Source organism: Nesterenkonia sedimenti, assembly GCF_012641515.1.
In the GTDB taxonomy this organism is placed as follows: Bacteria; Actinomycetota; Actinomycetes; order Actinomycetales; family Micrococcaceae; genus Nesterenkonia; species Nesterenkonia sedimenti.
In genome coordinates, this window is sequence record NZ_JABAHY010000008.1 from 31,038 (window position 1) to 57,291 (window position 26,254).

A 26,254-nucleotide genomic window follows, 5' to 3' on the forward strand; every position below is an offset into this window, starting at 1 on the left:
CTGAGCCAACTAACTATACGAGCCTACCTTATGAGGCACGGGTCAGTGCAGCGAGATAGCCCTATCGCTGGGTGCCACCGGAGCCGGCAGACGGGTGCTGCCCTCGAGGTATTCATCGACCTTCGCGGCCACTGCACGGCCCTCGGCGATCGCCCAGACCACCAGGGAGGCGCCACGGCCGGCATCGCCGACTGTGAAGACCCCATCCACATTGGTCTGGTAGTCCTCAGCCCGGTCCACGGTCCCGCGGGAGGAGAAGTCGACATTGAGCTGGCCGGTCAGCAACTCCGGCTCTGCACCGGTGAAGCCCAGGGCCAGGAACACGAGATCAGCGGGGATCTCGCGCTCGGTGCCCGGCTTGGGGGTGCGGCTTCCGTCCTCGTTGTAGTGGGTCTCAGCCACCCGCAGGGCACGGACATTGCCGTTCTCGTCACCGAGGAACTCCACTGTGGAGGCCAGCCATTTGACCTCTCCGCCCTCTTCATGGGCGCTGGAGACCTCGAAGACCCGGGGGTCCATGGGCCAGGGCTCGTGATCGGGACGCTCAGTGGGCAGTTCTTTACCGATGGCCAGGGTGGTCACCGATTTCGCCTGGTGCCGGTGGGCGGTGCCGATGCAGTCGGCTCCGGTGTCACCGCCGCCGAGGATGACCACATGCTTGTCCTTGGCGTGGATCTGCTCGGGCACCTCATCGCCGGCGACAGCCCGGTTGGACTGGACGAGGTATTCCATGGCGAAGTGGATCCCGCCCAGGCCGCGGCCGGGCACGGGCAGGTCACGCGGGACCATGGCACCGGTGGCCACGACGACGGCGTCGTAGGACTCCCGCAGGGCGTCCCAGGTGATATCGGAGCCGATCTCGGTGGAGGTGTAGAAGCGGGTGCCCTCGGTCTCCATCTGCTGGATCCGGTTGTCCACCAGCCCCTTCTCCATCTTGAAGTCGGGGATGCCGTAGCGCAGCAGGCCGCCGAGCCGGTCGTCACGTTCGTAGACGGCGACAGTGTGCCCGGCGCGGGTCAGCTGCTGGGCGGCAGCCAGACCGGCGGGTCCGGAGCCGACCACAGCCACGGTTTTGCCGGTCAGCCGCTGGGGCGGAATGGGTTCCACATAGCCGCGTTCCAGTGCCTCATCGGCGATCTCGGCCTCGGACTGTTTGATGGTCACTGCCGGCTGGTTGATGCCCAGAACACAGGAGGTCTCACAGGGTGCGGGGCAGACCCGCCCGGTGAACTCCGGGAAGTTATTGGTCATATGCAGCCGGTTGGAGGCCTCTTCCCACTGGTCGCGCCAGATGAGGTCATTCCACTCGGGGATCAGATTCCCCAGGGGGCAGCCGGTGTGGCAGAAGGGGATGCCGCAGTCCATGCAGCGGCCGGCCTGAGTCTGGGTGACCCCTTTCTCCTGCCGTTCGTAGACCTCTTTGAAGTCCATGATGCGCACCGGGACCGGGCGCGAGGGGCGGGACTGCCGCTCCCGGTGTTTCAGGAATCCGCGTGGATCAGCCACTGGTCACCTCCAGAATCTTCTGCCATGCGGCGTCACCGTCCGGGTCCAGCCCCTCGTCGAGGGCGGCGCTGCGGGCTGCGAGCACACGGTCGTAGTCACGTGGGAGCACCTTGGTGATCCTCCCGAGGGTCGCTTCGGGGTCTTCGAGCAGTTCGGCGGCCACTACGGAGTTGGTCTCCTCATGGTGCCGGCGCAGCAGGTCGCGAATGATCTGCTGATCCTCCTCATCGGGCTGAAGCAGCAGCAGCTCTCCCCCGGCGGCGGCCTGGGTGTTGAGCTTGCCCTCCTCGAAGTCCAGGAGATAGGCGGTGCCGCCGGACATTCCGGCGCCGAAGTTCCGGCCCACCGGCCCCAGGATCAGGGTCTGGCCGCCGGTCATGTATTCGCAGCCGTGGTCGCCGACTCCTTCGACCACTGCGGTGGTCCCGGAGTTGCGGACCAGGAAACGTTCGCCGACCTGTCCGCAGAGGAACAGTTCACCGCCAGTGGCGCCGTAACCGATCACATTGCCGGCCACCACGTTCTTAGCGGCTTCGAAGGATGCCTCCTCTTCGGGGGCGATGATGATCCGCCCTCCGGAGAGCCCCTTGCCCACGTAGTCATTGGCATCGCCTGCCAGGCGAATGGTCACACCCTGGGGCAGGAATGCGCCCAGGGACTGACCGGCCTGACCGGTGAGGTTGACTTCGATGGTGTTGTTCTCCAGGGTCTTCAGCCCCAGGGCCTTGGTGACCTCATGGCCGAGCATGGTGCCCACTGCACGGTCGGTGTTGACCACCGGGGATTCGATGGTGACCGCTGTGCCGTTGTGGATGGCCTCCTGGGCGGCTTCGATGAGCTTGACGTCGAAGTGCTTCTCCAGCTCGTGGTCCTGCTCGGAGGTCCGGCGCAGTTTCGCCTCCGGAGCCTCGGGGTCCCAGCCGGTGAGCACCTTGGTGAGGTCCAGTCCTTCGGTCTTCCAGTGCCGTTTGGCCTGGTCCAAATCGAGTGCGTCGATATGTCCGATGGCCTCATCGAGGCTGCGGAAGCCCAGTTCGGCGAGGTATTCGCGGACTTCCTGGGCGATGAACTCGAAGAAGTTCACCACGTGGTCGGCCTTACCGGTGTATCGATCACGCAGGGTCGGGTTCTGGGTGGCCACACCCACCGGGCAGGTGTCGAGGTGGCAGACCCGCATCATGATGCAGCCGGAGACCACCAGCGCGGAGGTGGCGAAGCCGTATTCCTCAGCACCCAGCAGCGCGGCGATGACCACATCACGGCCGGTTTTGAGCTGACCGTCGACCTGTACGGTCACCCGTTCGCGCAGCCCGTTGAGCATCAGGGTCTGCTGGGCTTCGGCCAGTCCGAGCTCCCAGGGGGTGCCTGCGTGTTTGAGCGAGTTCAGCGGGGAGGCGCCGGTTCCGCCGTCGTGCCCGGAGATGAGCACGACGTCGGCTGCCGCCTTGGCCACACCTGCTGCGACCGTGCCCACTCCATGCAGGGAGACCAGCTTCACGTGGACCCGGGCACCGGTATTGGCGCGCTTGAGGTCGTAGATGAGCTGTTTGAGATCCTCGATGGAGTAGATGTCGTGGTGCGGAGGTGGGGAGACCAGGGAGACACCGGGTGTGGAGTGCCGGGTCTCGGCCACCCAGGGGTAGACCTTCTTGCCCATGAGCTGACCGCCCTCACCGGGCTTTGCGCCCTGGGCCATCTTGATCTGCAGATCATCGGCATGGGTGAGGTACTGGCTGGTCACGCCGAAACGACCGGAGGCGATCTGTTTGATCGCGCTGCGGCGTTCGGGGTCGATCAGCCGCTGCGGATGCTCACCACCCTCACCGGTGTTGGAGCGCCCGCCGAGGCGATTCATGGCGATCGCCAGAGTCTCGTGGGCCTCCTGTGAGATGGAGCCGTAGCTCATCGCACCGGTGTTGAAGCGTTTGACGATCTCGCTGACCGGTTCGACCTCGCTGATCGGAACCGGGCTGCGGGTGGCCTTGAGGTTGAACAGCCCGCGCAGGGTCATCAGTTCCTTGGACTGATCATCCACCGACTTCGTGTACTGCTTGAAGATGTCGTACCGGCGGGTCCGGGAGGCGTGCTGGAGCCTGAACACGGTCTCGGGGTTGAACAGATGCGGCGGACCTTCGCGGCGCCACTGGTACTCACCGCCGACTTCGAGTTCGTCTCCGCGGCCGAGGTCGTTGCCATCGGGCGGATATGCCTTGGCGTGCCGGGCTGAGGCCTCGGCGGCGATGACGTCGACGCCGACCCCGCCCATCGGCGAGTGAGTGCCGGAGAAGTACTGGTCCACCACGTTCTGGGCCAGTCCGACCGCTTCGAAGGTCTGCGCACCGCAGTAGGAGCCGGCAGTGGAGATGCCCATCTTGGACATGATCTTCAGCAGACCCTTGCCCAGGGCCTTGATGAGGTTCTCCACGGCCTGCTCTTCGGTGACATTGGTGATCTCACCGCGGCGGACCATATCCTCTGCGGATTCGATGGCCAGATAGGGGTTGACCGCCGAGGCGCCGTAGCCGATGAGGCAGGCCACATGGTGGACCTCGCGGACGTCACCGGCTTCCACCAGCAGCGAGACCCTGGTGCGGGTGGCTGATTTCAGCAGGTGGTGGTGGATGGCCGAGACCAGCAGCAGGGAGGGAATCGGAGCCCACTGGGCATTGGAGTCCCGGTCAGAGATCACGATGTAGCCGACACCGCGGTGCACCGCGGCCGAGACCTGCTCACAGAGGGTGCGGATCCGCTGGCGGAACTCCTCCTCAGTGGAGCCGACCCTGAAGAGTCCACGGATCTTTAGGGCGCTCTTGGTGCCGTCCTCATTGCGCTGGTTGGCGATCCGGGCCAGCTGGTCATTGGTCAGCACCGGGAAGTCCAGCTGGATCTGCTTGGCCTTGACCTGTCCGGTGGCCAGGAGGTTGCCCTCTGGTCCGATATGCCGGCCCAGGGAGGTGACCAGTTCCTCTCGGATGGCATCCAGGGGCGGGTTGGTCACCTGGGCGAAGGTCTGGACGAAGTAGTCGAAGAGCAGCCGGGGCCGTTCGGCCAGAACAGCGATGGGGGTATCGGTGCCCATTGCGCCCAGCGGCTCTGCACCGGTTGCGGCCATGGGGCCGACCAGGATCTTCAGCTCTTCATGGGTATAGCCGAAGGTCTGCTGGCGCAGCCGCACCGAACCGGAGGGGTGCTTGACATGCAGGCGTTCGGGGAGGTCATCCAGGGTGAGGCGGTTCTCCTCCACCCACTTCTGCCAGGGCGCCTTGGAGGCGAAGTCTGCCTTGATCTCCTCATCCTCGATGATCCGGCCCTCTTTGGTATCGGCCAGGAACATCATGCCCGGGGCCACCCGGCCCTTACGCACCACAGTGGAGGGTTCGAGATCGATGACGCCGACCTCGGAGGAGAGCACCACGAGTCCGTCATCGGTGACCCACCAGCGGGCCGGGCGCAGACCGTTGCGGTCCAGGACAGCACCGAGCTGGTCGCCGTCGGTGAAGGCGATGGCAGCTGGGCCGTCCCAGGCTTCCATCATGGTCGAGTGGTACTCGTAGAAGGCCCGCAGATCGGGGTCCATCGACTCGTGGTTCTCCCAGGCTTCGGGGATCATCATCCGCATCGCCTGGGACATTGGCCGACCGGAGAGCATCAGCAGTTCGGCGGCCTCATCGAAGCTGGTGGAGTCACTGGCGCCGGGGGTGCAGATTGGGAAGAGGTACTCCGGATCATCACCCAGAACGGGTCCGGCCATGGTGGCCTGCCGGGCGCGCATCCAGTTCCGGTTGCCCTTGACGGTGTTGATCTCACCGTTGTGGGCGATATGCCGCAGAGGCTGGGCCAGCGGCCAGGAGGGGAAGGTATTGGTGGAGAACCGGGAGTGGACAATCCCCAGAGTGGATTTGTACCGCTCATCGGAGAGGTCCGGATAGAAGGGCTCCAGCTGAGCGGTGGTCAGCATGCCCTTATAGGTGATGGTCTTCGAAGACAGCGAGGCGAAGTAGATGCCCAGGCGGACCTGGGCACGTTTGCGCAGCCGCCAGGCCCGCTGGTCCAGGGTGCCCTCGGCAGATTCCTGGTACTCCATGGAATCCTCAGGTGCCATGGAGAGGAAGACCTGTTTGAAGAAGGGCATGGCCTCCCGGGCCAGGCTGCCGATCATCGAGGCATCGACCGGAACATCGCGCCAGCCCAGCAGGGTCAGGCCCTGATCGGCGGCCATCTGCTCGAAGGTGGCCATCATATCGGCGCGCTCGGTCTCATCCTGCGGGAGGTAGGCGGTGCCGGCGGCGTATTCGCCTGCCGCGGGCAGCTCGAAGTCCAGCACGGCACGGAAGAGCTCATCGGGCAGCTGGGTGAGGATTCCGGCGCCGTCGCCGGTTCCGACATCTCCGCCTACTGCACCGCGGTGCTCCACACAGCGCAGGGCGTAGAGGGCGTGGTCGATGATGTCGTGACCGGGGGTTCCGCGCAGGGTCGCGATAGCGGCCATACCGCAGTTCTCATGCTCATTGGCCGGATCGTAGAGCCCTGCCTTTTCAGGGAACGCCGCATAGCGCTCATAGGGGCTGATCACCTTCGGCACTGACATCTTCGGTGTTCCTTCCTTGGGCAGGACGTACGTGATGACGGCAGCATGGATTGGTGCACATCATGCTGCTTCAGGTGCGGCTAGGCCTGCGGCTAGGTGCTAGCTCGAAGTCCTATCTTCCGCTTCAGTCTCTGCCGGTGCAAGTTGTGATTCACCGGTCTCAGCCTCTTCCGGGGTCTCCGCGGAGGCATCAGTCAGGTCTTTTTCAGATGTGTCGGCAGCCTGTTTGCGAGCCTCAACAGTATAGATCTCTTTGTGCTCGATGATCTCTTCTGTGCTCTGTGGGCGCTTCACAAACAGCCATATCAGGGCCGCGATGGCGACGACGAACACCACGAAAGCGATGATCTGGTTCAGCCGCCAGTCCAGGCCGAGATTGTCCAGCGGATACTGGGTGGATTTGTCGAGTTCGTCGATTCGCAGGGATTCGATCCAGAACCGGCCCAGGGCGTAGTAGGCCACATAGGTCCAGGCCAGCAGGCCCTGGCGGAACTGGAACCGCTTGAACAGCAGCAGCAGTGCGAAGAAGCCCAGGAGGTTCCACAGGGACTCGTAGAGGAATGTGGGGTGGAAGAGCATCTCTTCCACCGGCGTGGTGGAGGCGATCTCCGGTGCCTGGTACTGCTGTTCGGTGTCCAGCCGCAGGCCCCAGGGCAGGAAGGTGCGGTCACCGTAGAGCTCCTGGTTGAAGTAGTTGCCCCAACGGCCTATAGCCTGGGCAAGCAGGATGCCGGGCACCACAGCATCGGCGAAGGCCGGGAATTTGATCCCGGAGCGCCGGCAGAAGATCCAGACAGCCAGGGCACCGGCTGCCACGGCTCCGATGATGGAGAGTCCGCCGTGCCAGAGCTGGAAGGCCCGCAGGATGTCCCCACCCTCCCCGAAGTAGGCATCCGGGGAGCTGATCACGTGGTAGGCCCGGGCTCCGATGATGCCGATAAGCACCGCCCAGAGCATTGCGGAGAACACGTCGTCGCTGTTGCCCCCGCGGGACTTCCACAGTTTGCTGGCCACGATGACGGCCGCCACGATTCCCAGCATGATCGCCAGGGTGTAGAAGGCGAGGAAGAACGGCCCGGGGAGGTCGATACCGCGGGCCGGCGGTGGGGGGAAGCCGGAGGCCAGCAGGCTGGTGGCTTCGAAGACAGGGGTCAGACTCATAGTGGGCACCGTATCAGTCGTTTCTAGGATTTAAGTTCTTGCCGGAGAGTTCGGCTGCCAGGGTGGCAACGGCCTCTGGTCCGCCGTCCCGAAGGGCGGCCACCAGGGCGGTTCCGACGATTGCGCCATCGGCGTAGCTGCCGATCTCTTCGACATGGGCGCGGGTGGAGACCCCGAGGCCGACGCATACGCGTTCGGCTCCGGCGGACTTCGCAGCGGCGACCACCTCGGCAGCGGCCTGGGAGACCTCGGCTCGAGCCCCGGTGACCCCCATCAGGGAGACTCCGTAGACGAAGCCGCGGGAGGCTGAGGCGATCATCGCTGCCCGTTCCGGGCTGGAGGTGGGTGCAGAGAGGAAGACCCGGTCCAGACCGTATTCCTCGGTGGCTGCGATCCAGTCGGCGGCCTCATCGGGGATCAGATCGGGGGTGATTGCTCCCGCTCCCCCGGCCTCGGCCAGCCGGCGGGCGAAGGTGGCTGCACCCATCCGGTCGATGATGTTGTAGTAGGTCATCACCAACACGGCGGCATCGGTGGCCTCAGTGACCGCCTTGACGATCTCGAAGACCTCGTCGACCCGGAAGCCGCGGGCCAATACCTCAGTGGTGGCCTGCTGGATGACAGGACCGTCCATGACCGGGTCGGAGTAGGGCACACCGATTTCGATGACATCGGCCCCGTTGTTCACCAGGGCGATGGCGGCATCGATACTGGTCTGCTTATCGGGGTAGCCGCCGGGCAGGTAGCCGATGAAGGCAGTGCGGCCCTGGGCCTTGGCGGCGTCGATGGCCGCTGCTGTCTTGCTCACGCTTCTACCCCCGTATCCGGTGCGTCGCTTTCGTCCTCGGCCGGCAGGAGGTCGAACCATTTGGCCGCGGTGGCCACATCCTTATCCCCACGGCCGGAGAGGTTGACGATGATGACCTTCTGGCTTCCGGCGCTGCCCCATTCCCGGGAGAGCCGGGCTGCCCCGGCCAGGGCGTGGGCGGATTCGATGGCGGGGATGATCCCTTCGGTGCGGCAGAGCTGTTCAAAGGCCTGCATGCACTCGGCATCGGTGACCGGCTGGTAGTTCACCCGGCCGGCGTCGTTGAGATAGGCGTGCTCGGGTCCCACGGAGGGGTAGTCCAGGCCCGCTGAGATGGAATGGGAGTCGATGGTCTGCCCATCCTCATCCTGCATGAGGTAGGACCGGGCCCCGTGCAGCACCCCGGAGCGGCCCAGGGTGATGGCCGAGGCGTGTTTGCCAGTCTCCAGGCCCTCGCCGCCGGCTTCGAAGCCGTAGAGCTCGACCTCGGGGTCGTCGAGGAAGCCGTGGAAGATGCCCATGGCATTGGAGCCGCCGCCGATGCATGCGGCCACTGCATCGGGCAGCCGGCCGGTGGCGGCCAGGATCTGCTCGCGGGCCTCATCACCGATGACCTGGTGGAACCAGCGGACCATCTCTGGGAAGGGATGGGGTCCGGCTACCGTGCCGAGGACATAATGGGTGTTCTCCACGGTGGCCACCCAGTCCCGCAGGGCCTCATTGATGGCGTCCTTCAGGGTGGCCGAGCCGTGTTCGACCGGGACCACCTCGGCTCCCAGCAGCTGCATACGGGCGACGTTGAGGGCTTGGCGTCGGGTGTCCTCTCCGCCCATGTAGACCACGCATTCCATACCCATCAGGGCTGCGGCGGTGGCTGTTGCCACACCGTGCTGGCCGGCGCCGGTTTCGGCGATCAGCCTGGTTTTGCCCAGCCGTTTGGCCAGCAGGGCCTGACCGAGCACATTGTTGATCTTATGGCTGCCGGTGTGGTTGAGGTCCTCGCGCTTGAGGAAGATCCTCGCCGAGTCCTCGGAGCCGGCGGCCTCGGCGGCGAAGCGGGGCACCTCGGTCAGCAGGGAGGGCCGTCCGGTGTAGTCGCGGCAGAGCCGCTGGAACTCATCGGTGAACTCGGGGTCGGCCTTGGCCTTCTCGAAGGTATCGGCCACCTCATCCAGTGCGGCCACCAGTGATTCGGGCATCCAGCGGCCGCCGTAGTCGCCGAAATAGGGCCCGGGGGTGTCCTGGAAATGCGGACTGGCTGGTTGGTCGGTCATGGTGTCTCCTTCGCCAGGCTTGCCTGCCGGAAGTCTTTGACGGCTGTGCTGGGGTCGCCGTGTTTGACCAGGGCCTCGCCGACCAATACGGCATCGGCTCCCTGGCGGGCGTAGTCGAGGACCACATGGGGTCCGTCCACACCTGATTCGGCGATCCGCACGAGGTCCTCCGGCAGATGCCGGGCCATTGCGGAGTAGTGGGCGACGTCGACCTCGAGGGTCTTGAGGTTTCGAACGTTGACTCCGACGATCTTTGCGCCCACGGCCACCGCGCGTTCGATCTCTTCCTCGGTGTGGGCCTCGACCAGGGCGTTCATGCCCAGCTCGTGGGTCAGGGCGAGGTAGTCACGCAGCTGGACGTCATCCAGCGCGGCGACGATCAGCAGCACGAGGTCGGCACCGTAGGCCCGGGCCTCGTGGAACTGGTACTCATCGACCATGAAGTCTTTGCGCAGCACCGGGATATCCACTGCGGCCCGCACCGCGGCGAGATCAGCCAGGGAGCCGTTGAATCGGCGCGCCTCGGTGAGGACGGAGATCACGCTGGCTCCGCCCTGCTGGTAGGCATGGGCCAGGGCGGCTGGGTCCGGGATCTGGGCGAGGTCACCCTTGGAGGGGGACTTGCGCTTGACCTCGGCGATGATGCGCACCCCGGTGCTGTCGCTGCGGCCGTCTTTCAGTGCCGCGTAGGCGTCCAGGGCGGGGGCAGCATCAGCAGCCTGGGCCTGGATCTCCTTCAGCGGGGTGGCTGCTCGTCGGTCCTGGAGGTCTTCGCGGACCCCTTCGATGATCTGGTCGAGAACTGTCGCCATTCAGGTCAGGTGCCGGCCTAGTTGGTGCCCGAAGCGGGTTCACGCTTCTCAGCGCCGCCGCCGGTGTTGTCCGGGCTGGCCGGGCCGGCGTGCTCACGGGGGTCATCGCCCTCGTTCAGCACTGCCTTGGAGTCCATCTCCACGCCGTAGCCGGCCTTCTTCAGCACGATGCCCAGGATGATCGCCACTGGCATCAGGGCAGCGCCGATCCAGATGGCAGTCCACCAGGCATCGGACCAGTAGAGACCGATGGCGCCTACACCGGCGATTGTGGAGCCGGCAACGACTGTCCCGGAGAGCGCCCAGGCTGCGGGGGTGGAGCCGTGACCGATGTGGTCGTAGTGAATGTACTCGTCATCAGTCTTCGGCTGCTGCTCTACGTCGCGAACTCCTGCCGGGCTGGTGGCCATGCGCCTACTCCTCTACACGATGTCGAAATGTGCTTAGAACCATTCTGCCACGCTAACGGGACTCCGTGGGATCGTCGTCCTCGCTGAGCCCGTCCCAGAGGTCATACTCATCAACCTCGGCGTCTGTTTCGGCTCCTGCAGCAGCACTGCGGCTGTACTTCTTGGAGGCAGTGCGCACCGGCCAACTGCGGCCGAAGATGAAGGCCACCAGGCCCGCTGCGGCGATGAGCAGACCACCTGCCATGGCGGCGTAGACCCCCCAGTTCAGGGTGTATTCGGCGGCGAATTCGGTCGTTCCGGTGATATCGCTCAGAGCCCGCAGACTCGAGGTCCGTGGGGTCAGGGTCACCGAACCCGCACTGGCCAGCCCGAAGACTCCGGCGGCGAAGAGCACCACGGAGATGATCCAGCGCCCTACCCTGCGGGCCACCGAGGTGGCCACTGCCGCGGCCAGGGCCACCAGTGCCACCGCTGGCACCGCCTCAGAGATATCCGAGCCGGGGATCTCAGCGCTTTGGGTCTGGGCCATATCGGTCAGCCCGATGGCGGTGACCCAGGTTTGGGTCGAGGCGCCGAAGAGGATCGCGGCCCCCAGCAGGGCCACCAGGACAGTGTTGCGGCGGGAAAAGATTCGGGCTTTCATCAACGTGTCTTCTTCGTCTCGGGTTCATCGTCCCAGGTGGAGGAGAACAGCAGGGCAGCCAGGGCCCCGATGGACAGCAGGATGGCTCCGGCGAGCCCGAACCAGGCCCCGAATGCCAGCCGGGCGGTCTCGGCGGTCAGGCCCAGCTGCTGCATGCCGGTGACTGAGGCGGCCACCGGATTGGAGATGGTCAGAGCTGCTGTGATGATCGCTAAGAAGCCCCCGCCGAGCAGAACTGCGGCGAGGATCCCGCGCAGCCAGCCCTGGAAGATCGAGACCAGCAGACCGGAGACCACACCGAGCAGGCCGATCAGCCGCACCAGGGTGGAGACTTCATTGCCATTGAGCGCCTCGGGACCGGGCTCGAGGTGGACCCAGGCCATCACAGTGGACAGCAGCAGCAGGATGGAGCCGGTCTGGATCACCACAACGGTGACCTTGCGCTGGAAGAAGTAGGCCAGATGTCCGATCATGAAACCTTCAACCTATCAGCGGCCAGCACGGCTCGCAGTGGGGCCGCGGCCTTATTGACCGTCTCCTGGCGCTCGTCCTCATCGATGGAGTCGGCCACAATTCCGCCGCCGGACTGCACATAGGCCCTACCTCCGGACAACACGGCAGTGCGGATGGCGATGGCGACATCCATCCGTCCGGAGAGATCGAAATAGCCGACCACTCCCCCATAGACCCCACGACGGGTGGGTTCCCATTCGTCGAGCAGCTGCAGGGCTCGGGGTTTCGGCGCCCCGGAGAGGGTGCCTGCCGGGAAGGTCGCAGCCAGGACGTCATAGGGCGAGGATGTCTCCGCCACCTGCCCCTGGACATGGCTGGTCAGATGCATGACGTGGCTGAAGTGTTCCACGGCCATGAACCGGGTGACCTCCACTGAGCCGGGTTCGCAGACCTTTGCGAGGTCATTGCGGGCCAGGTCAACCAGCATGAGGTGCTCGGCCCGTTCCTTCTGATCGGCCAGGAGGTCCTCGGCCAGCTCCTGGTCGGCCGCCGGTGTTTTGCCCCGGGGCCGGGTGCCGGCGATGGGATGGGAGACCACGGTGCGCTCGGCATCCATAGTCACCAGGGCCTCCGGGGAGGCGCCGACCACCTGGTAGGGCTCCCCCTCGGGGGTCTGGAAGTGCATCAGATACATATAGGGGCTGGGGTTCAGCAGCCGCAGCATCCGGTAGACGGTCAGGGCGTCGGCCCCGGTTTCGACTTCGAAACGGCGGGAGACCACGATCTGGAAGACTTCGCCGTCGACGATGGCCTCTTTGGCCTTGCCGAGGGTGGCGAGGTATTCATTCTGGTCCCAGCTGTTGGTGACCTTATCGGCCAGATCCAGTTCCACCTGCGTTCCCCAGTCGGCTTCGGCGGTGGCCACCTCGGCGGAGACCGGGCGGGCCAGGGCATGCTGCATGGCCGCCAGACGGGCCAGGGCGTCGTCGTAGGCCCGTTCTGCACCGGTGGGCTGACCATCCTTATTGATCGCATTGGCGATCAGGGTCACGGTGCCGTCGCGGTTATCGTGGACGGCGAGGTCTGAGATGAGGTTCATGGCCATCTCGGGCAGACCGAGATCGTCCTGCGGGGGGTTGGGCAGTTTCTCCCAGTGCCGGACCACATCCCAGCCGATATAGCCCACCAGCCCGGAGGCCAGATGCGGCAGCTGCTCAGCGAAGGCCCGCTGGCCTAGGAACTCCAGGGTTTGGCGGAGAATCTCCGCGGTGGTTCCCTCCTGGGGAGCCCCCGCCGGTGGGGTGCCGATCCAATGGGCCTCCCCGTCCTTCTCGGAGAGGGTGGCCATAGAGTTCACGCCGATGAAACTGTGCCGGTCCCAGGCGGCACCCGGGGCAGCCGATTCCATCAGGTAGGTTCCCGGTACGCCCTGCTGGTTGTCATCACAGGCCAGGGCCCGGTAGATGCTCAGCGGGGTGTGGGAGTCGGCCAGGACTTTCATACTCACCGGGATCACCCGGTGTTCGGCGGCCAGCTGGAGGAACTCCTCGCGGCTGGGGGTCACTGTTCCCAGGGAATGCATCAGCTCAGCTCCCTTCCGGTGAAGCAGGTCTGGGCCCCGGTGTGGCAGGCAGGTCCGGTCTGCTCGACTTTCAGCAGCACCGTGTCACCATCGCAGTCCAGGGACACTGACTGCACCTGCTGGGTATGTCCGGAGGTCTCGCCTTTGACCCAGAGCTGGCCGCGGGAGCGCGACCAGTAGGTGCCGCGGCCGGTTTCCAGGGTGGCGGTCAGGGCCTCGGCGTTCATCCAGGCCATCATGAGCACCTGGCCTGTGGTGACTTCCTGGGCGATGGCCGGGACGAGGCCGTCATCGTTGTAGTTGACGTCCTGGAGGCTAGCGGACATGGTGACCTGCTTTCCGGATCTCGTCTTTGACCCGAGCGATCATATCCACCGGTCCGAAGTGGAAGACACTGGCGGCCAGGACTGCATCGGCCCCGGCGTCGATGGCCTCGGGGAAGTGTTCGGGTTTGCCTGCCCCGCCGGAGGCGATCAGCGGGACCCGGGTCACGGCCCGGATGGCGGAGATCATATCCAGGTCGAAGCCCTCTTTGGTGCCATCGGCGTCGATGGAGTTCAGCAGGACCTCCCCGACTCCGCGCTCGGCGGCCTCTGCGCACCAATCCAGGGCATCGATTCCGGTGCCGCGGCGTCCGCCGTGGGTGGTGACCTCGAACCCGGAGCCGGTCTCCTCGCTTCGGCGCACATCCGCTGAGAGCACCAGCACCTGGTTGCCGAAACGGGCGACGATCTCGTTAATCACCGCCGGTCGGGCCACCGCTGCGGTGTTGATCGAGGCCTTATCAGCCCCGACCTTCAGCAGCCGATCCACATCCTCCTCGGAACGGACCCCGCCGCCGACGGTCAGGGGGATGAAGACCTCCTCGGCGGTGCGGGTGACAACCTCGTAGGTGGTCTCCCGTTCGGCGGTGGAGGCGGTGACATCCAGGAAGGTCAGCTCATCGGCCCCGGCCTGGTTATAGCGTTCGGCCAGTTCCACTGGGTCACCGGCATCGCGCAGCTCTTGGAAGTTCACGCCTTTGACCACGCGGCCGGCATCGACGTCGAGGCACGGGATGACACGTACGGCCAACGACACTTGGAGGACCCCTCTTTCGGTGTTCGGCTAGATTCGGCAGGCGTGGATGGAGGAGACCAGGATAGCCCGGGCGCCGAGCTCGTAGAGCTCATCCATCAGCTGGTTGGTCTTCTTCGCCGGGACCATGGAGCGCACGGCCACCCAGTTGGGATCGGCCAGTGGTGAGATGGTCGGGGATTCCAGTCCGGGGGTGACCTCGGTGGCGGCATCGAGGTCACTGCGCCGGATGTCGTAGTCCATCATCACGTACTGCCGGGCCACCAGAACGCCCTGCAGGCGGCGGATCAGCCGCTGGGTTGCGCGTTCGATGGCGGCGTCGTCCTCATTAGCTGTTCCATTGCCGGAGATCAGGATCGCCTCGGATTTCATCACCGGCTCCCCGAAGGTCTCCATGCCGGCGGCTTTGATGGTGTTGCCGGTTTCGACCACATCGGCGATGGCATCGGCGACCCCCAGTCGCACAGCGGATTCCACTGCACCGTCGAGGTGGACGACCTCCACATCGGGGATGCCCTGCTGGGTGAACCAGTGATCCAGCAGTGCGTCATAGGAGGTGGCTACTCGTTTGCCGGCGAGGTCCTCAGCGGAGCTGAAGGTTCCCCGGGGTCCGGCCAGGCGGAAGGTGGAGCGGCCGAAGCCCAGTCCCATAACCTCTTTGGCCCCGGTTTCGACCCGGGCGTCCTGGAAGAGGTCCCGGCCGGTGAGTCCCAGATGCAGGATTCCGGAGCCGACGTAGACGGCCACGTCCCGGGGGCGCAGATAGAAGAACTCGATTCCGTTCTCCTCATCGACCAGGACGAGTTCCTTGCGGTCGCGGCGCTGCAGATAGCCGGCCTCGGAGAGCATGGACATTGCGGCCTCGGAGAGCGCCCCCTTATTGGGGACCGCCACCCGCAGCATGGCAGTGGATTCTGGCATTGGTGGTCTTTCCTCAGGTCTTTATGGGGGAGGTTCAGAGATAGCGGTAGATGTCTTCTGGCTTCAGCCCGCGGGCGAGCATCATGACCTGCAGATGGTAGAGCAGCTGGGAGATTTCCTCGGCCGTTTCGGCCTCGCTCTGGTACTCCGCGGCCATCCAGACCTCGGCGGCCTCCTCTACGATCTTCTTGCCGATCTGATGGACCCCGGCGTCCAGGGCGGCAACTGTGCCTGAGCCCTCGGGACGGTCGGCGGCCTTCTGAACCAGTTCGGCGTAGAGATCATCAAAACTTTTCATCGTGCCCAGCTTACAGCTCCGCTGCTGGTGCTACCCCTGGAGTTTCGCGATTTCGGCGGCAGCGGCGACGGCGGCGTGAGCGGCCTCATAGCCCTTGTCCTCCGAGGATCCCTCCAGTCCGGCGCGGTCCAGGGCCTGGTCCTCAGTATCGCAGGTGAGCAGGCCGAAGCCCACTGGGGTTCCGGTGCTCACCGAGACATCGGTCAGCCCCTCGGTGGCTGCCGAGCAGACGTAGTCGAAATGTGGGGTCCCGCCGCGGATGACCACACCCAGGGCGATCACCACATCATGGCCGGCTGCGGCATGTTTGGCCAGCACCGGCAGTTCGAAGCTGCCGGGGGCACTGAGGGTGGTCACCGCGTCGTCGTCGATCCCGATCTCTTTCAGGAAGCGGTGTGCCCCGGCGGTGAGTCCGTCCATCACCTGGGTATGCCATCGGGAGGCGACGACGGCGACCTTGAAGTCCCGGGCGCTCTGCTGCAGGGTGGCCAGCTCATCCTGGTCGATGGTCAGTGCTCCGGTGCCGCTCATGACTGTTCTCCTGTGGGTGCGGTGGTTTCGTTCTGCTCGTTGAGGGCGAGGTGGTCGAGCATATGGGCCATCTTGTCCCGTTTGGTGCGCAGGTAGCGGGCGTTGTGCTCGTGGACGATCCCATTGCTGGGCACCTGTTCGACCTCCAGGCCGGTGGCCGCCAGTGCCCTGACTTTGGCAGGGTTATTGGTCAGCAGCCGCAACCGGGTGATCCCGGCCGAATGCAGGATGGCTGCGGCCCCGGTGTAGTCGCGCAGTTCGGCGGCCAGGCCGAGCATCTCATTGGCCTCTACAGTGTCTGCGCCCTGTTCCTGGAGCTTATAGGCGCGCAGCTTATTGGCCAGACCGATGCCGCGGCCCTCGTGGCCGCGCAGGTAGAGGAGGTGGCCGCCGGCTTCGTGGATGGTCTCCAGGGCGCTGACCAGCTGGGTTCCGCAGTCGCAGCGGTGGGAGTGCATGACATCTCCGGTGAGGCATTCTGAATGCAGCCGCACCAGGGGTGATTGCTGGGCAGCGGTGCCCTGTGCGGAGACCAGCAGGTGTTCGTGACCGGGCTGGCCGGAGGTGGTGTTCTCCACCCAGACCTGGGCCGTGAAGGCTCCGAAATCGGTGGGCAGGGTGATGACCGGGCCGCCGGTGACCAGTTTGGCCGCCTCCTGCTCGGGGGTATCCCAGGAGGCGAGATAGGACTCGCGCACTGCCTCGGGGTTGGCGGTTCCGCCGCGGTACTCGATGAGGTCAGCGATGCTGATCAGGGCCAGATCATGGGTGTCTGCGAACTCACGCAGGGCGGGCAGCCGCATCATGGAGCCGTCGTCGTGGACCAGTTCTGCGATGACTCCGACCTCCGGGTGGCCGGAGAGCCGGCAGAGGTCCACGGCGGCCTCAGTGTGGCCATCGCGGCCGCGCACACCCCGGCTGTCGGCGATCAGCGGGAAGATATGCCCGGGCCGGGTCAGTGATGCGCTGCTGGAATCGGCATCGGCCAGCACCCGGGCGGTGATGGCCCGGTCGGCTGCGCTGATTCCGGTGGAATGCACATCCACGGCATCGCAGCTGATGGTGTATGCGGTGCCTTTGGGGTCCTGGTTATCGGTGACCATCGGCGGCAGGTTCAGATGCTGGGCGCGCTCGGCGGTCATCGGGGTGCAGATCACCCCTGAGCTGTACCGGATGGTGAAGCCCATCAGTTCTGGGGTAGCTGCTGCTGCCGGGAAGACGAGGTCGCCTTCGTTCTCCCGGTCGGCGTCGTCGACTACGATCACCGGCCGGCCAGCGGCCAGCTGGTTCAGGGCGACTTCGATGGAGTCCAGCAGGGGTGCGGGGGTATCGGGTTTGGGCACCACGGGCAGTTCGGTCTCCCCGATGGGTTTCAGCGCCCCATTGTCGAAGCCGAGCATCCGGCGGACGTATTTGGCCAGCACATCGACTTCGATATTGACGTTGCTGCCGATCTCTTTGGTCCCGAGAGTGGTTTCGTTCAGGGTCGCGGGGATGAGACCCACCTCGAACCAGCGGTCGCCGACATCGGTGATGGTGAGGCTGACCCCGTCGATGGCGATGGAGCCCTTCTCGGCGATGAACTCGGCGAGGTCGCCGGGGATTTCGAACCGGTGGCGCCCATCGTTGAGGTCGCGTTCGGTCAGGGTGGCGATTCCGTCGACATGTCCCTGGACCACATGGCCGTCGAGCCGGGCTCCGCTGGGCAGGCAGCGTTCGAGGTTGACCCGGTGGCCGGGGGCGAGTTCGCCGAAGGTGCTGCGCTTCAGAGTTTCGGGGATCAGTTCGACAGTGATGAGCTCGGCTTGGATGTCGACTGCGGAGACACAGACCCCGTTGACGGCGATGGATCCGCCTAGGGCCAGACTTTCGGTGTGGCCGGGGGCTTCAAAGCTGAGCCGTTCCACGCCTTTGGTGGGATCGGGGATGCGCTCGGTGACTGTACCGGTGCCGGTGACGATGCCAGTGAACATTCGGGGGCTCCTTTCGGCTCCGGCTGCAGGTGGATGCAGACGTCGTCGTCCATGATGCGGGTGGGGCCACCATCGGTGGCGTCGAGGGTGTAGCGGCGGGCTTCGGCCAGGGTGGTGACTCCGATGTCACCGAGGCTGCTGCGCCCGGCGCCGAGGATCAGTGGTGCGGTGTAGAAGAAGATTTCGTCGACGAGGTCGGCGGCGAAGAATGCTGAGAGCACCGATTGTCCGCCTTCGACTAGCACGTGTTTGACGGGGTAGCCGTTATGGGTGGTTCCGGCCAGCTGCTGGAGTGCTTCCAGTGGGTCGCGGGTGCGCAGCTGCAGCCAGCCCTGGCCTTCGGGCTGACCCTGGCGCAGCTTGGCCTCCGCTGGGGTTTCGCGCAGTCCCATGACAGTGCGCAGGGGCTGGGAGTCGGTGAGGTTGCCTTCGGCGTCACGGGCGGTGAGCCGGGGGTTGTCGATCTCTACTGTGTTGGTGCCGACCAGGATGGCGTCGACGCGTTCCCGGATGGCGTGGGTGTGCTGCCGGGAGACTGCGGAGGTGATCCATTGGCTGGTGCCGTCGGCGGCGGCGATTCGCGCATCGATGCTCTGGGCGAGATGGACAGTGACGAAGGGTCGCTGCTGGGTGACGGCTTGGTTCCACCGGTGGTTCAGCTGACGGCATTCATCGGCAAGAACCCCGACGACGACCTCTGCTCCCCTGCCGCGCAGCACCTGGGCTCCTCCCCCATTGGGTGAGGGGTCGGTAGCGCCGACTCTGACCCGTGGGATACCGGCGGAGGTGATGAGGTCGGTGCAGGCAGGCTGGCGCCCATAGTGGGTGCAGGGTTCCAGGGTGGTGTAGAGGGTGGTGGAGCTGAAATCGGTGATCCCGGCGGCCTCGGCTCGGATGATGCAGTCACGTTCGGCGTGGTAGGTGCCGGCTCCGCGGTGGTATCCGGTGGCGATGATGCTGCCGTGGTCATCAAGGAGCACGGCTCCGACCAGGGGGTTTGCACCCCGGGGTCCTTCTGAAGCGGCCTGGAGGGCCGCATGCATTGCGGCGTCCTGGCCGGTCGGCTGGGCAGTGCCCAATTTAGCGGTCTCCTTCTCGCGCTACTCCCATCCAGACTCTGACTGTCGGCGCTGGAATTCCACCAGCTCGACCCCTCGGACGGCGAGGGGGTCGCGGACTGTAACCGCCGGTTCGGATTTTCACCGATCCCGTGAGCGCGTGAATCTATGGTGCCATATATCGGCAGATGACCGGTATCCGGCCGCAATGGCGGTTAACGGTCGTGTCAGGGCTGCGGTGCCGAGGATCATTGCGAGGATAAGCGCGATGCGCACCCGCCAGCTGGCCCATTCGGGGGTGATCGCTCCGGATTCTCCGGCATGGCTGCCGCGGTTGCTGCGGCTCCAGCGGATCCAGCCGTAGATGGAGACGGCCAGGAACATGATCTGGCGGCCGGCTTGGCCCAACAGGGAGGGGTTTTCGTCGAGCCCGAAGAAGGAGCCGAGGAAGACGGTCAGCGGCTCGCGGACTATCACCGCCGGTTCGGACTTTCACCGACCCCGGAGCACGAAGTATTCAGTAAGCATCAGTGTGCCATACGGAGGTGTCAGCAAAGAGAACAAAAGAGCTGCGAGTGAGCGAAGCGAGAGGCGGCGGGACGGGGCCCGCCGCCGGGACCAACTCAGAGCGGATGACGAGATTCGAACTCGCGACCCTCACCATGGCAAGGTGATGCTCTAGCCAGCTGAGCTACATCCGCGTGGCTCTGGGGCAGGAGTCCTGCCTCAGTTCCGTGCGTGATACTGGGATCGAACCAGTGACCTCTTCCGTGTCAGGGAAGCGCGCTACCGCTGCGCCAATCACGCATTTGCAGCCGGCCTGGTGGCCGTTGCGAGGTGGGGACGGGAATCGAACCCGCGTATACGGCTTTGCAGGCCGCTGCCTCGCCACTCGGCCACCCCACCGGGCTGTTGTGGGTCCAATTGTGTCCCCTACGAGCGGATGACGAGATTCGAACTCGCGACCCTCACCATGGCAAGGTGATGCTCTAGCCAGCTGAGCTACATCCGCACTATCTTCGATCACCCCGCGGGGCGTTTCGACGACATGACACTCTAACCCAGAAATCCCAGGATGGTCCAATCGGGGGTTGGTTCATAGGCTCTAGCCCTATGACTGACCCCCAACTTGCCCATGCCACGGAGTTCGGCCGGATGTATTCGCGGTCGCTGTCTTCGGCCCCGGAGGCCCCTTCGATCACCACAGTGATCTCCCAGGAGGCCAAGGACATGACCGGCTGGGCGGGACATATGGCTGCCACTGAACTGATCAGCGATTCGCGTCTCGGCGGCGCGGTGGGCTCCCCCGGTGAGCTGCGGACCTTGGCCCGGCAGGCGTCATCGGCGGCTGAGCGGTTCCGGGATGCTGCCGCTGCCCGTGGGGACCGGGTGCACAGTTATGCCGAGCAGGTCGCATTGGCCGCTCTGGACGGCAGCGGGGATCCGGATTCGGCCCGGAACCTGCTGCATGAGCACGGTGAGACGGCATTTGCCGACCGTTTCGACCAGTGGTGGGATCTCTATGGGGTCAAACCGCTCGCGGCGGAGATCACAGTGTGGAACCACACTGTCGGTTATGCCGGGACCCTGGATCTGGTGGCCGAGATCGGCGGCCGGGTCTGTCTGCTGGATTTCAAGACAAAGGGTGTGGGCCGGGATGGCCGCGCCAAACCGCTGCAGGATTCAGTGGTGATGCAGCTGGTGGCGGGTATGCGCGCCGAGGAGCGACTGGCCGATGCCGCATCCGGCACCTGGGAGCCCTGGCCGCATACCGGCGATGAGGGTGAACAGCCGATCCTGCTGGCTGTTGCCATCTCGGAGGCGGAGGTGGTTCCGGTTCAGGCCGACCCCACCTGTCTGCGGGCGCATTGGCGGAAGTTCTGGGCACTGCGCCAGGTCTGGGAGCATTCCCGGTCGGTGACCGAGCAGGGCCGGGCGCTGCGGCCGATCGGGCCGCCGCCGGGTCCGGCGCCACAGATGACAGAATAAGCAGAAGTGTTGAGGCGGGTACTGCCCGCGGCAGAGCAATGAGATGGGAAGCTAATAACGAATGTCTGTCCTTGAACTCCGGCAGATCGGTGACCCGGTCCTGCGCAGCCCAGCCTCGGAGGTCCCGCTCGGAGGGGATGCTCCCCAGCCGCGGATCACTAAGCTGGTGGACGATATGTTCGCCACGATGGATCAGGCCAATGGGATCGGGCTGGCAGCCCCTCAGGTAGGCGTTTCGCTGCGGATCTTCACCTGGGATGTGGCCGGAAGCCGCGGCGCGGTGATCAACCCCCAGCTGGAGCTCTCCGGGGAGCCTGATTTCGTTGCCCGCGAGGGCGAAGAGGACGATGACGTTCTGCGCGAGGGCTGCCTCTCGGTTCGCGGTGGTATCTACGCTCCGGTGGCCCGCTACCCCCAGGTTGTTTTGACCGGTTCTGATCCGGATGGTGAACCCATTCGGGTGGAGGCTGAGGGTCTTCTGGCTGCCTGTTTCCAGCATGAGCTGGACCATCTCGACGGCAAGCTCTTCCTGGACCGGCTGACCGGTGAACATAAGAAACAGGCTTACCGTGCTCTGCGCAGTGGGTGTGTGGCTGCATGAGCCGGATCATCTTTGCCGGAACACCGGCTATTGCCGCGGAGTGCCTGACCGAGCTGTTGAAGGCGAGCGCGGAGGCCGACTGGGAGATCGTCGGTGTGCTGACCCGCCCCGATGCCCCGGTGGGCCGGCGGCGAAAGATCACCCCCTCCCCTGTTGCCCAGATCGCCGCCGAGGCGGGACTGCCGGTGATCAAAGCGGTCAAAGTCGATGCGGAGGTCACCGCTCAGCTCCAGCAGCTGAACCCGAGTCTCGGCGTCGTCGTCGCCTATGGTGCCCTGCTGCCCCAGCCGGCATTGGATGTCCCGGACCGTGGCTGGGTGAATCTGCACTACTCCGCACTGCCGAAATACCGCGGGGCGGCTCCGGTCCAGCACACTCTGCTGAACCGGGAGAAGACCACCGCGGCCACTGTCTTCCAGTTGGAGAAGGGGATGGATACCGGCCCCATCCACGGCGCCCGGACTTATGAGGTCCCGGATATGTCCTCAGCCGGGGATGTCCTGGAGGATCTGACCTCCTTGGGTGCCCGGATGTTGGTGGAGCTAATTCCGGATCTCTTGGCCGGTACTTCCCGGTCGGTCCCCCAGCAGGGCACACCGAGCTTGGCTCCGAAGCTGACCCGTGAGGATGCCTTCATCGATCCGGCCAAGCCTGCCTCGGAGCTGGTGGGTCGGATCAATGCCACCATTCCCGAACCCGGTGCCTGGACCTTCAACGGCCATGACCGGATGAAACTGGGCGTGGCTCGGCTCTTCCCCCGTGAGGCCGGTGGGGAACCCGGTGAGGTCAAAACCCTGACCTCGGACCGCAATCGTGGTGAGGAGGCGGTGGTGATGACCGCCGGTGACGGACGCGGTGTGGTGCTCAGTGAGGTCCAGCCTGCTGGGAAACGGATGATGAGCGCCACCGACTGGCTGCGCGGCCAGCAGGGTGCTGTCCGGCTGGGAGGTTCGGCATGAGCCGTGATGACCGCCGGAATCACAAGGGCCGTCAGCGCAACCGCGGAGGGCAGCGTCAGTTCAGCCGCTCGGCACCCTCGCAGCGCAGCCGCCGGGCGGATCCGGCCCGCCTGGTGGCCTTCCGGGTGCTGCGTGCCGTGGCCCTCGATGACGCCTATGCCAATCTCGTGCTGCCGGCTGAGATCCGCCGGGCCAAACTGGATAAGCGCGACGCCGCCTTCGCCACGGAGCTGACCTATGGCGCTCTGCGGGCCCAGGGCACCTATGACACGATTCTGGGGCAGAACGTGGACCGCAAGCTCACCGAGTTGGATCCCCCGGTGCTCAATGCCCTGCGACTGGGTGCTCATCAGCTGCTGCAGATGCGAGTCGATACCCATGCCGCAGTCAACGAGACAGTGGGCCTGGTACGCGATCAGATCGGCACCGGCCCATCGGGACTAGTCAACGCGGTGCTGCGCAAAGTCGGTGAGAAGTCTTATCAACAGTGGGTCGATGAGCTGACCGCAGATCTGGGCGAGGTTGAGGCCCTGGCGCTGCGCCATGCCCACCCCACCTGGGTGGTGCGCGCCCTGCGCCAGGCCCTGAAGGCCCAGGGTCGAGGTGAGGAGCTGGCCGAGCTGCTGGCTGCCGATAATGCTGCCCCGGAGGTTCATCTGGTGGGTCTGCCCGGCGAGCTGGAGCCCACCGGATATGAGGTGCTCACCTCCGCAGTGGAGGCTGGGGCCCAGCTTTCGGAGTATCTCGAAGGTGCTGCGGTCTTCCGCGGTGGTGATATCGGACGGCTGCCCGGGGTCGCTGAGGGTGTGCTGCGTGTTCAGGACATCGGTTCGCAGTGGATCGCCCAGGCGCTGACCTCCCCTACGGTGGGTCCCGGTGAACGCTGGTTGGATCTCTGTGCCGGACCGGGTGGTAAGGCTGCGCTGCTGGCTGCCCTGGCCGCTGAGTACGAGGTGCATCTGCAGGCCAATGAGCCGACCCCGCATCGGGCTGAGCTGGTGCAGAAGGCCTTGAGCCCGGTGCCGCAGCAGGCCTGGAGCCTGCGCACCGGTGACGGTCGGACCATCGGCGAGCTGGACACTGACTTTGACCGAATCATCGTCGATGCTCCGTGCACGGGTCTGGGAGCGCTGCGGCGCCGTCCTGAGTCCCGCTGGCGACGCACACCCAGTGACCTGGCTGAGCTGACGGTGCTGCAGGCTGAGCTCATCGATGCCGCCGCGGGAGTATTGGCCCCTGATGGGCTGCTGGCCTATGTGACCTGTTCACCGCATATGGCGGAGACCCTGGTGCAGGTGGAGGATGCCCTGTCCAGGCACGCGGATCTGGAGCTGTTGGATGCTCATGAGTTCATGGCCGAAGTTGCCCTGCCGTCCGGGGCGGAGCTGGTCCAGCCGCAGCAGAATCCCACTGGTGAGGTGGCCGCGAAGACTGTTCAGCTGTGGCCGCATATCCACGGCACCGACGCCATGTTCTTTGCCCTGTTGAGAAAAGCGCCTGTCTAGAAGGACATCACCATGACCGCAATCAACCCGAGTATTCTCAGCGCAGATTTCGCCAATCTCGCCGCCGAGCTGGGCCGCATCCCCTCCAGTGACGCAGTACATGTGGATGTGATGGATAACCATTTCGTGCCAAATCTGACCATGGGCCTGCCGGTGGTCAAAGCCATCCGGGAGGCAACCTCGCTGCCGCTGGATATTCATCTGATGATCGATGAGGCCGATACCTGGGCTCCTGGTTACGCAGAACTCGGAGCGGAGTCAGTGACCTTCCATGTGGAGGCCTCCCAACGGCCCCGCCAGTTGATTCGGGATCTGAAGTCCCATGGGGCCAAGGCCGCGATGGCCATCAAACCCAAGACGGCTTTGGAGCCGCATCTGGATCTGCTCAGCGAGTTGGACATGCTGCTGGTGATGACCGTGGAGCCGGGTTTCGGCGGTCAGGCCTTCATGGACGAGATGCTGCCTAAGATCACTGCAGCTCGGCGAGCGGTGGATGACCTCGGCGGTGAGGTCGCCGTCCAGGTCGACGGTGGAATCAACCGGGAGACCATTCTGCGGGCCGCCGAGGCCGGGGCGGATACTTTTGTGGCAGGTTCTGCGGTCTTCGGCGCTGAGGATCCCGACGCCGCCATTGAGGGACTGCGCCAGCTCCTGGCCTAATTGAGGGTGGAGGGCAGCAGGATCCGGAACAGCTCCCGGCGCGAGGAGAGCCTCAGTTTGGCCAGAATATTGCTCATATGGGACTCCACAGTCCGCACGGAGAGGACAAGCCGTTCGGCGATGTCGTTATTGGACAGCCCCTCCCCTGCCATCAGCGCGATATCCCGCTCCCGACTGGTCAGGGCAGCCAGTTTCGCCTGAGCCTCATCACTGATCCAAGAGGGTAGTTCGGTGGGCACCCTGAGCCTGTTGGGCCAGGGGCTCGGATCCGCAGCTGCGCCCGCTCAGCCCCGATGGTCTCCAGGGCGGAGTAGAGCAGGCCGATTCCCTCGGGATCCCCCAACCCAGATTTGATTAGACCGTGGATATAGTCCCCGGCGAAGCTGCGCAGGCTGGGTGGCCCGCCGGGAATACCCTCCAGTTCGGCCAGCTGAGCTCTGCCAGCTGCTGCCCGGCCGCAGTAGTACTCAGCCCGGGCGGTCAGTACCGCTGAGGTCAGGGCATCTCGCCAGAATGCCGGTTCCCTGCGGGGTTTCAGCAGCAGGGCTGCAGCATCCTCGAAGTCCACGCGGGCGAATGCTCCCCAGATCAGGGCTGCGGTGCGGCCATGCTGTCCCATCTGACCGTGTCGGATTGAGGAATTGGCGACGACGTCGAGGACTCGGCTCCAGGCTCCGAGCTGGCCGCGTGCTGCCGGAATCAGTGCGGCCAGACCATAGGCCACCATGGACAGTGGCCCTTCGGATTCAGCCAGCACCTCGGAGGCGGCGGCTTCGGCTAGCTGGGCTGCCTCATCCCAGAGACCGGCGTCGAAACAGATCAGAGCTAATTGGACCCGGGCATGGGTGGCGTCGCCGTCATCGAGGTAGCCCTGATTCTGCACTGCCCAGGAAAGGTCCTCATAGGCAATCTCCTGGGGACCGGTCTGCCGCAGCAGAGCGCCCCGGACCGTATGCAGCACCGCATGGGCGTGTTCAGTCCCCCGGGAGCTGCGGGCCTCATCGACCAGCACATTAAACTGGTCGAAGATCGCAGTGCCGTCCAGGCGGCTGAACATCGCCCACATCTGGGCCAGCAGCCTCGCGTCCTGGAGGTCCCGACGGACTTGTTCACGGGGGCAGGCAGCCGGGATCTACTACATCCCACCAGGTGCCCCGTGGCGCAACGGGTACGTGGAGTCCTTCAATAGCCGGATCCGAGATGAATGCCTGAATATCAACAGTTTCTACTCGCTGCTGCACGCGCAAGTGATCATCGGTGATTGGAAGCAGCAATACAATGAAATCCGCAGGCACTCAGCCCTGGGCTATCTGCCACCTGCAGGCTACGCCCGGCAATGCCGGCACAAAGGAGAACGAACCCCCGACTCGCGTAACGAGTGGACCTAATAACGGGGTCATTCCAAGGAGGTTCTGGCGTTTATACAATCACCGAAGGCGTTCGCG

At 65.0% G+C, this 26,254-nt stretch carries 25 protein-coding genes, 4 tRNA genes, 1 pseudogene and 1 riboswitch; of the genes and pseudogenes, 6 read left to right on the forward strand and 24 right to left on the reverse strand.

The features are described 5' to 3' along the window. Positions 1–42: 42 nt before the first annotated feature. The 22 genes from HGQ17_RS09405 to HGQ17_RS09510 form a co-directional block, all read right to left on the reverse strand. Positions 43–1,506, reverse strand: a complete 1,464-nt coding sequence (locus HGQ17_RS09405; protein ID WP_168887696.1) for a glutamate synthase subunit beta — start codon at positions 1,504–1,506, stop codon at positions 43–45. Beyond that, positions 1,499–6,094 (reverse strand): glutamate synthase large subunit, encoded by a 4,596-nt coding sequence (gene gltB, locus HGQ17_RS09410; RefSeq protein ID WP_168887697.1) that lies wholly within the window; start codon positions 6,092–6,094, stop codon positions 1,499–1,501. The genes HGQ17_RS09405 and gltB overlap by 8 nt, the downstream gene beginning before the upstream one ends. Positions 6,095–6,193: 99 nt before the next feature. Then, on the reverse strand, positions 6,194–7,255 hold the full coding sequence (gene lgt / locus HGQ17_RS09415) for a prolipoprotein diacylglyceryl transferase (protein WP_168887698.1): 1,062 nt from the start codon (positions 7,253–7,255) through the stop codon (positions 6,194–6,196). Positions 7,256–7,268: 13 nt separating this feature from the next. Then, entirely contained in the window at positions 7,269–8,063 is a 795-nt protein-coding gene (gene trpA, locus HGQ17_RS09420) for a tryptophan synthase subunit alpha (protein ID WP_324615244.1), read from the reverse strand. After that, positions 8,060–9,337, reverse strand: a complete 1,278-nt coding sequence (gene trpB, locus HGQ17_RS09425; RefSeq protein ID WP_168887700.1) for a tryptophan synthase subunit beta — start codon at positions 9,335–9,337, stop codon at positions 8,060–8,062. Before trpB ends, trpA begins: the two co-directional genes overlap by 4 nt. Further along, positions 9,334–10,149, reverse strand: coding sequence for an indole-3-glycerol phosphate synthase TrpC (gene trpC, locus HGQ17_RS09430; protein WP_168887701.1), 816 nt, complete (start codon positions 10,147–10,149; stop codon positions 9,334–9,336). The genes trpB and trpC overlap by 4 nt, the downstream gene beginning before the upstream one ends. 17 nt (positions 10,150–10,166) lie before the next feature. Further along, positions 10,167–10,559, reverse strand: coding sequence for an HGxxPAAW family protein (locus HGQ17_RS09435; RefSeq protein ID WP_168887702.1), 393 nt, complete (start codon positions 10,557–10,559; stop codon positions 10,167–10,169). Between the two features lie 52 nt (positions 10,560–10,611). Continuing rightward, positions 10,612–11,202 carry a Trp biosynthesis-associated membrane protein gene (locus tag HGQ17_RS09440; RefSeq protein WP_168887703.1) on the reverse strand — a complete coding sequence of 197 codons (591 nt, stop codon included), beginning with the start codon at positions 11,200–11,202 and terminating at the stop codon, positions 10,612–10,614. Further along, a complete protein-coding gene (locus HGQ17_RS09445; RefSeq protein ID WP_168887704.1) occupies positions 11,202–11,675 on the reverse strand; it encodes a Trp biosynthesis-associated membrane protein in 474 nt (157 codons plus the stop codon). Before HGQ17_RS09445 ends, HGQ17_RS09440 begins: the two co-directional genes overlap by 1 nt. After that, complete coding sequence (locus HGQ17_RS09450) at positions 11,672–13,237, reverse strand: anthranilate synthase component I (RefSeq protein ID WP_168887705.1); 1,566 nt, start codon at positions 13,235–13,237, stop codon at positions 11,672–11,674. Before HGQ17_RS09450 ends, HGQ17_RS09445 begins: the two co-directional genes overlap by 4 nt. Beyond that, positions 13,237–13,563, reverse strand: a complete 327-nt coding sequence (gene hisI / locus HGQ17_RS09455; RefSeq protein WP_168887706.1) for a phosphoribosyl-AMP cyclohydrolase — start codon at positions 13,561–13,563, stop codon at positions 13,237–13,239. The genes HGQ17_RS09450 and hisI overlap by 1 nt, the downstream gene beginning before the upstream one ends. Continuing rightward, a complete protein-coding gene (gene hisF, locus HGQ17_RS09460; protein ID WP_168887707.1) occupies positions 13,553–14,317 on the reverse strand; it encodes an imidazole glycerol phosphate synthase subunit HisF in 765 nt (254 codons plus the stop codon). The genes hisI and hisF overlap by 11 nt, the downstream gene beginning before the upstream one ends. Before the next feature lie 27 nt (positions 14,318–14,344). Continuing rightward, positions 14,345–15,217, reverse strand: coding sequence for an ATP phosphoribosyltransferase (gene hisG / locus HGQ17_RS09465; protein WP_168887791.1), 873 nt, complete (start codon positions 15,215–15,217; stop codon positions 14,345–14,347). Positions 15,218–15,269: 52 nt separating this feature from the next. After that, positions 15,270–15,533, reverse strand: coding sequence for a phosphoribosyl-ATP diphosphatase (locus tag HGQ17_RS09470; RefSeq protein ID WP_168887708.1), 264 nt, complete (start codon positions 15,531–15,533; stop codon positions 15,270–15,272). Between the two features lie 30 nt (positions 15,534–15,563). Beyond that, the gene (gene ribH / locus HGQ17_RS09475; RefSeq protein WP_168887709.1) at positions 15,564–16,064 is read right to left on the reverse strand and encodes a 6,7-dimethyl-8-ribityllumazine synthase; all 501 of its coding nucleotides are present in this window, start codon (positions 16,062–16,064) and stop codon (positions 15,564–15,566) included. Continuing rightward, positions 16,061–18,037 carry a 3,4-dihydroxy-2-butanone-4-phosphate synthase gene (gene ribB / locus HGQ17_RS09480; RefSeq protein WP_168887710.1) on the reverse strand — a complete coding sequence of 659 codons (1,977 nt, stop codon included), beginning with the start codon at positions 18,035–18,037 and terminating at the stop codon, positions 16,061–16,063. The genes ribH and ribB overlap by 4 nt, the downstream gene beginning before the upstream one ends. Continuing rightward, positions 17,920–19,116, reverse strand: a complete 1,197-nt coding sequence (gene ribD / locus HGQ17_RS09485; protein ID WP_229503454.1) for a bifunctional diaminohydroxyphosphoribosylaminopyrimidine deaminase/5-amino-6-(5-phosphoribosylamino)uracil reductase RibD — start codon at positions 19,114–19,116, stop codon at positions 17,920–17,922. The genes ribB and ribD overlap by 118 nt, the downstream gene beginning before the upstream one ends. Before the next feature lie 15 nt (positions 19,117–19,131). Then, positions 19,132–19,258: riboswitch (FMN riboswitch) on the reverse strand. Next, positions 19,237–19,572: a nicotinamide mononucleotide transporter gene (locus tag HGQ17_RS09490; protein ID WP_324615245.1), complete on the reverse strand. Its 336-nt coding sequence runs from the start codon at positions 19,570–19,572 to the stop codon at positions 19,237–19,239. (Overlaps the previous riboswitch by 22 nt.) 150 nt (positions 19,573–19,722) lie before the next feature. Beyond that, positions 19,723–19,796 (reverse strand) — tRNA-Gly (locus tag HGQ17_RS09495). Positions 19,797–19,830: 34 nt separating this feature from the next. Next, a tRNA-Val gene (locus HGQ17_RS09500) sits at positions 19,831–19,902 on the reverse strand. Positions 19,903–19,930: 28 nt separating this feature from the next. Further along, positions 19,931–20,001, reverse strand: a tRNA-Cys gene (locus HGQ17_RS09505). Positions 20,002–20,033: 32 nt separating this feature from the next. Then, a tRNA-Gly gene (locus HGQ17_RS09510) sits at positions 20,034–20,107 on the reverse strand. A gap of 101 nt (positions 20,108–20,208) precedes the next feature. On the opposite strand from HGQ17_RS09510, the gene HGQ17_RS09515 reads away from it, so the two are divergent. The 5 genes from HGQ17_RS09515 (at position 20,209) to rpe (ending at position 24,809) form a co-directional block, all read left to right on the forward strand. Next, positions 20,209–21,084: a cytochrome gene (locus HGQ17_RS09515; RefSeq protein WP_168887711.1), complete on the forward strand. Its 876-nt coding sequence runs from the start codon at positions 20,209–20,211 to the stop codon at positions 21,082–21,084. A 61-nt stretch (positions 21,085–21,145) separates the two neighbouring features. Continuing rightward, positions 21,146–21,685, forward strand: a complete 540-nt coding sequence (gene def, locus HGQ17_RS09520; protein WP_168887712.1) for a peptide deformylase — start codon at positions 21,146–21,148, stop codon at positions 21,683–21,685. Further along, complete coding sequence (gene fmt, locus HGQ17_RS09525) at positions 21,682–22,644, forward strand: methionyl-tRNA formyltransferase (protein WP_168887713.1); 963 nt, start codon at positions 21,682–21,684, stop codon at positions 22,642–22,644. Before def ends, fmt begins: the two co-directional genes overlap by 4 nt. Further along, on the forward strand, positions 22,641–24,149 hold the full coding sequence (locus HGQ17_RS09530) for an RsmB/NOP family class I SAM-dependent RNA methyltransferase (protein ID WP_168887714.1): 1,509 nt from the start codon (positions 22,641–22,643) through the stop codon (positions 24,147–24,149). The genes fmt and HGQ17_RS09530 overlap by 4 nt, the downstream gene beginning before the upstream one ends. A 12-nt stretch (positions 24,150–24,161) precedes the next feature. Beyond that, positions 24,162–24,809, forward strand: a complete 648-nt coding sequence (gene rpe, locus HGQ17_RS09535; RefSeq protein WP_168887715.1) for a ribulose-phosphate 3-epimerase — start codon at positions 24,162–24,164, stop codon at positions 24,807–24,809. Here rpe and HGQ17_RS15725 read toward each other — a convergent pair. Together HGQ17_RS15725 and HGQ17_RS09545 are read right to left on the reverse strand one after the other, a co-directional pair. Continuing rightward, complete coding sequence (locus tag HGQ17_RS15725; protein ID WP_168887716.1) at positions 24,806–25,048, reverse strand: response regulator transcription factor; 243 nt, start codon at positions 25,046–25,048, stop codon at positions 24,806–24,808. The two genes, rpe and HGQ17_RS15725, sit on opposite strands and share 4 nt — an antisense overlap. Then, positions 24,988–25,866 carry a hypothetical protein gene (locus HGQ17_RS09545; protein ID WP_168887717.1) on the reverse strand — a complete coding sequence of 293 codons (879 nt, stop codon included), beginning with the start codon at positions 25,864–25,866 and terminating at the stop codon, positions 24,988–24,990. Before HGQ17_RS09545 ends, HGQ17_RS15725 begins: the two co-directional genes overlap by 61 nt. Positions 25,867–25,882: 16 nt before the next feature. Here HGQ17_RS09545 and HGQ17_RS09550 point away from each other — a divergent pair. After that, positions 25,883–26,197 (forward strand): annotated as a pseudogene (locus tag HGQ17_RS09550) (integrase core domain-containing protein); the annotation flags it as partial. Positions 26,198–26,254 lie beyond the last annotated feature (57 nt).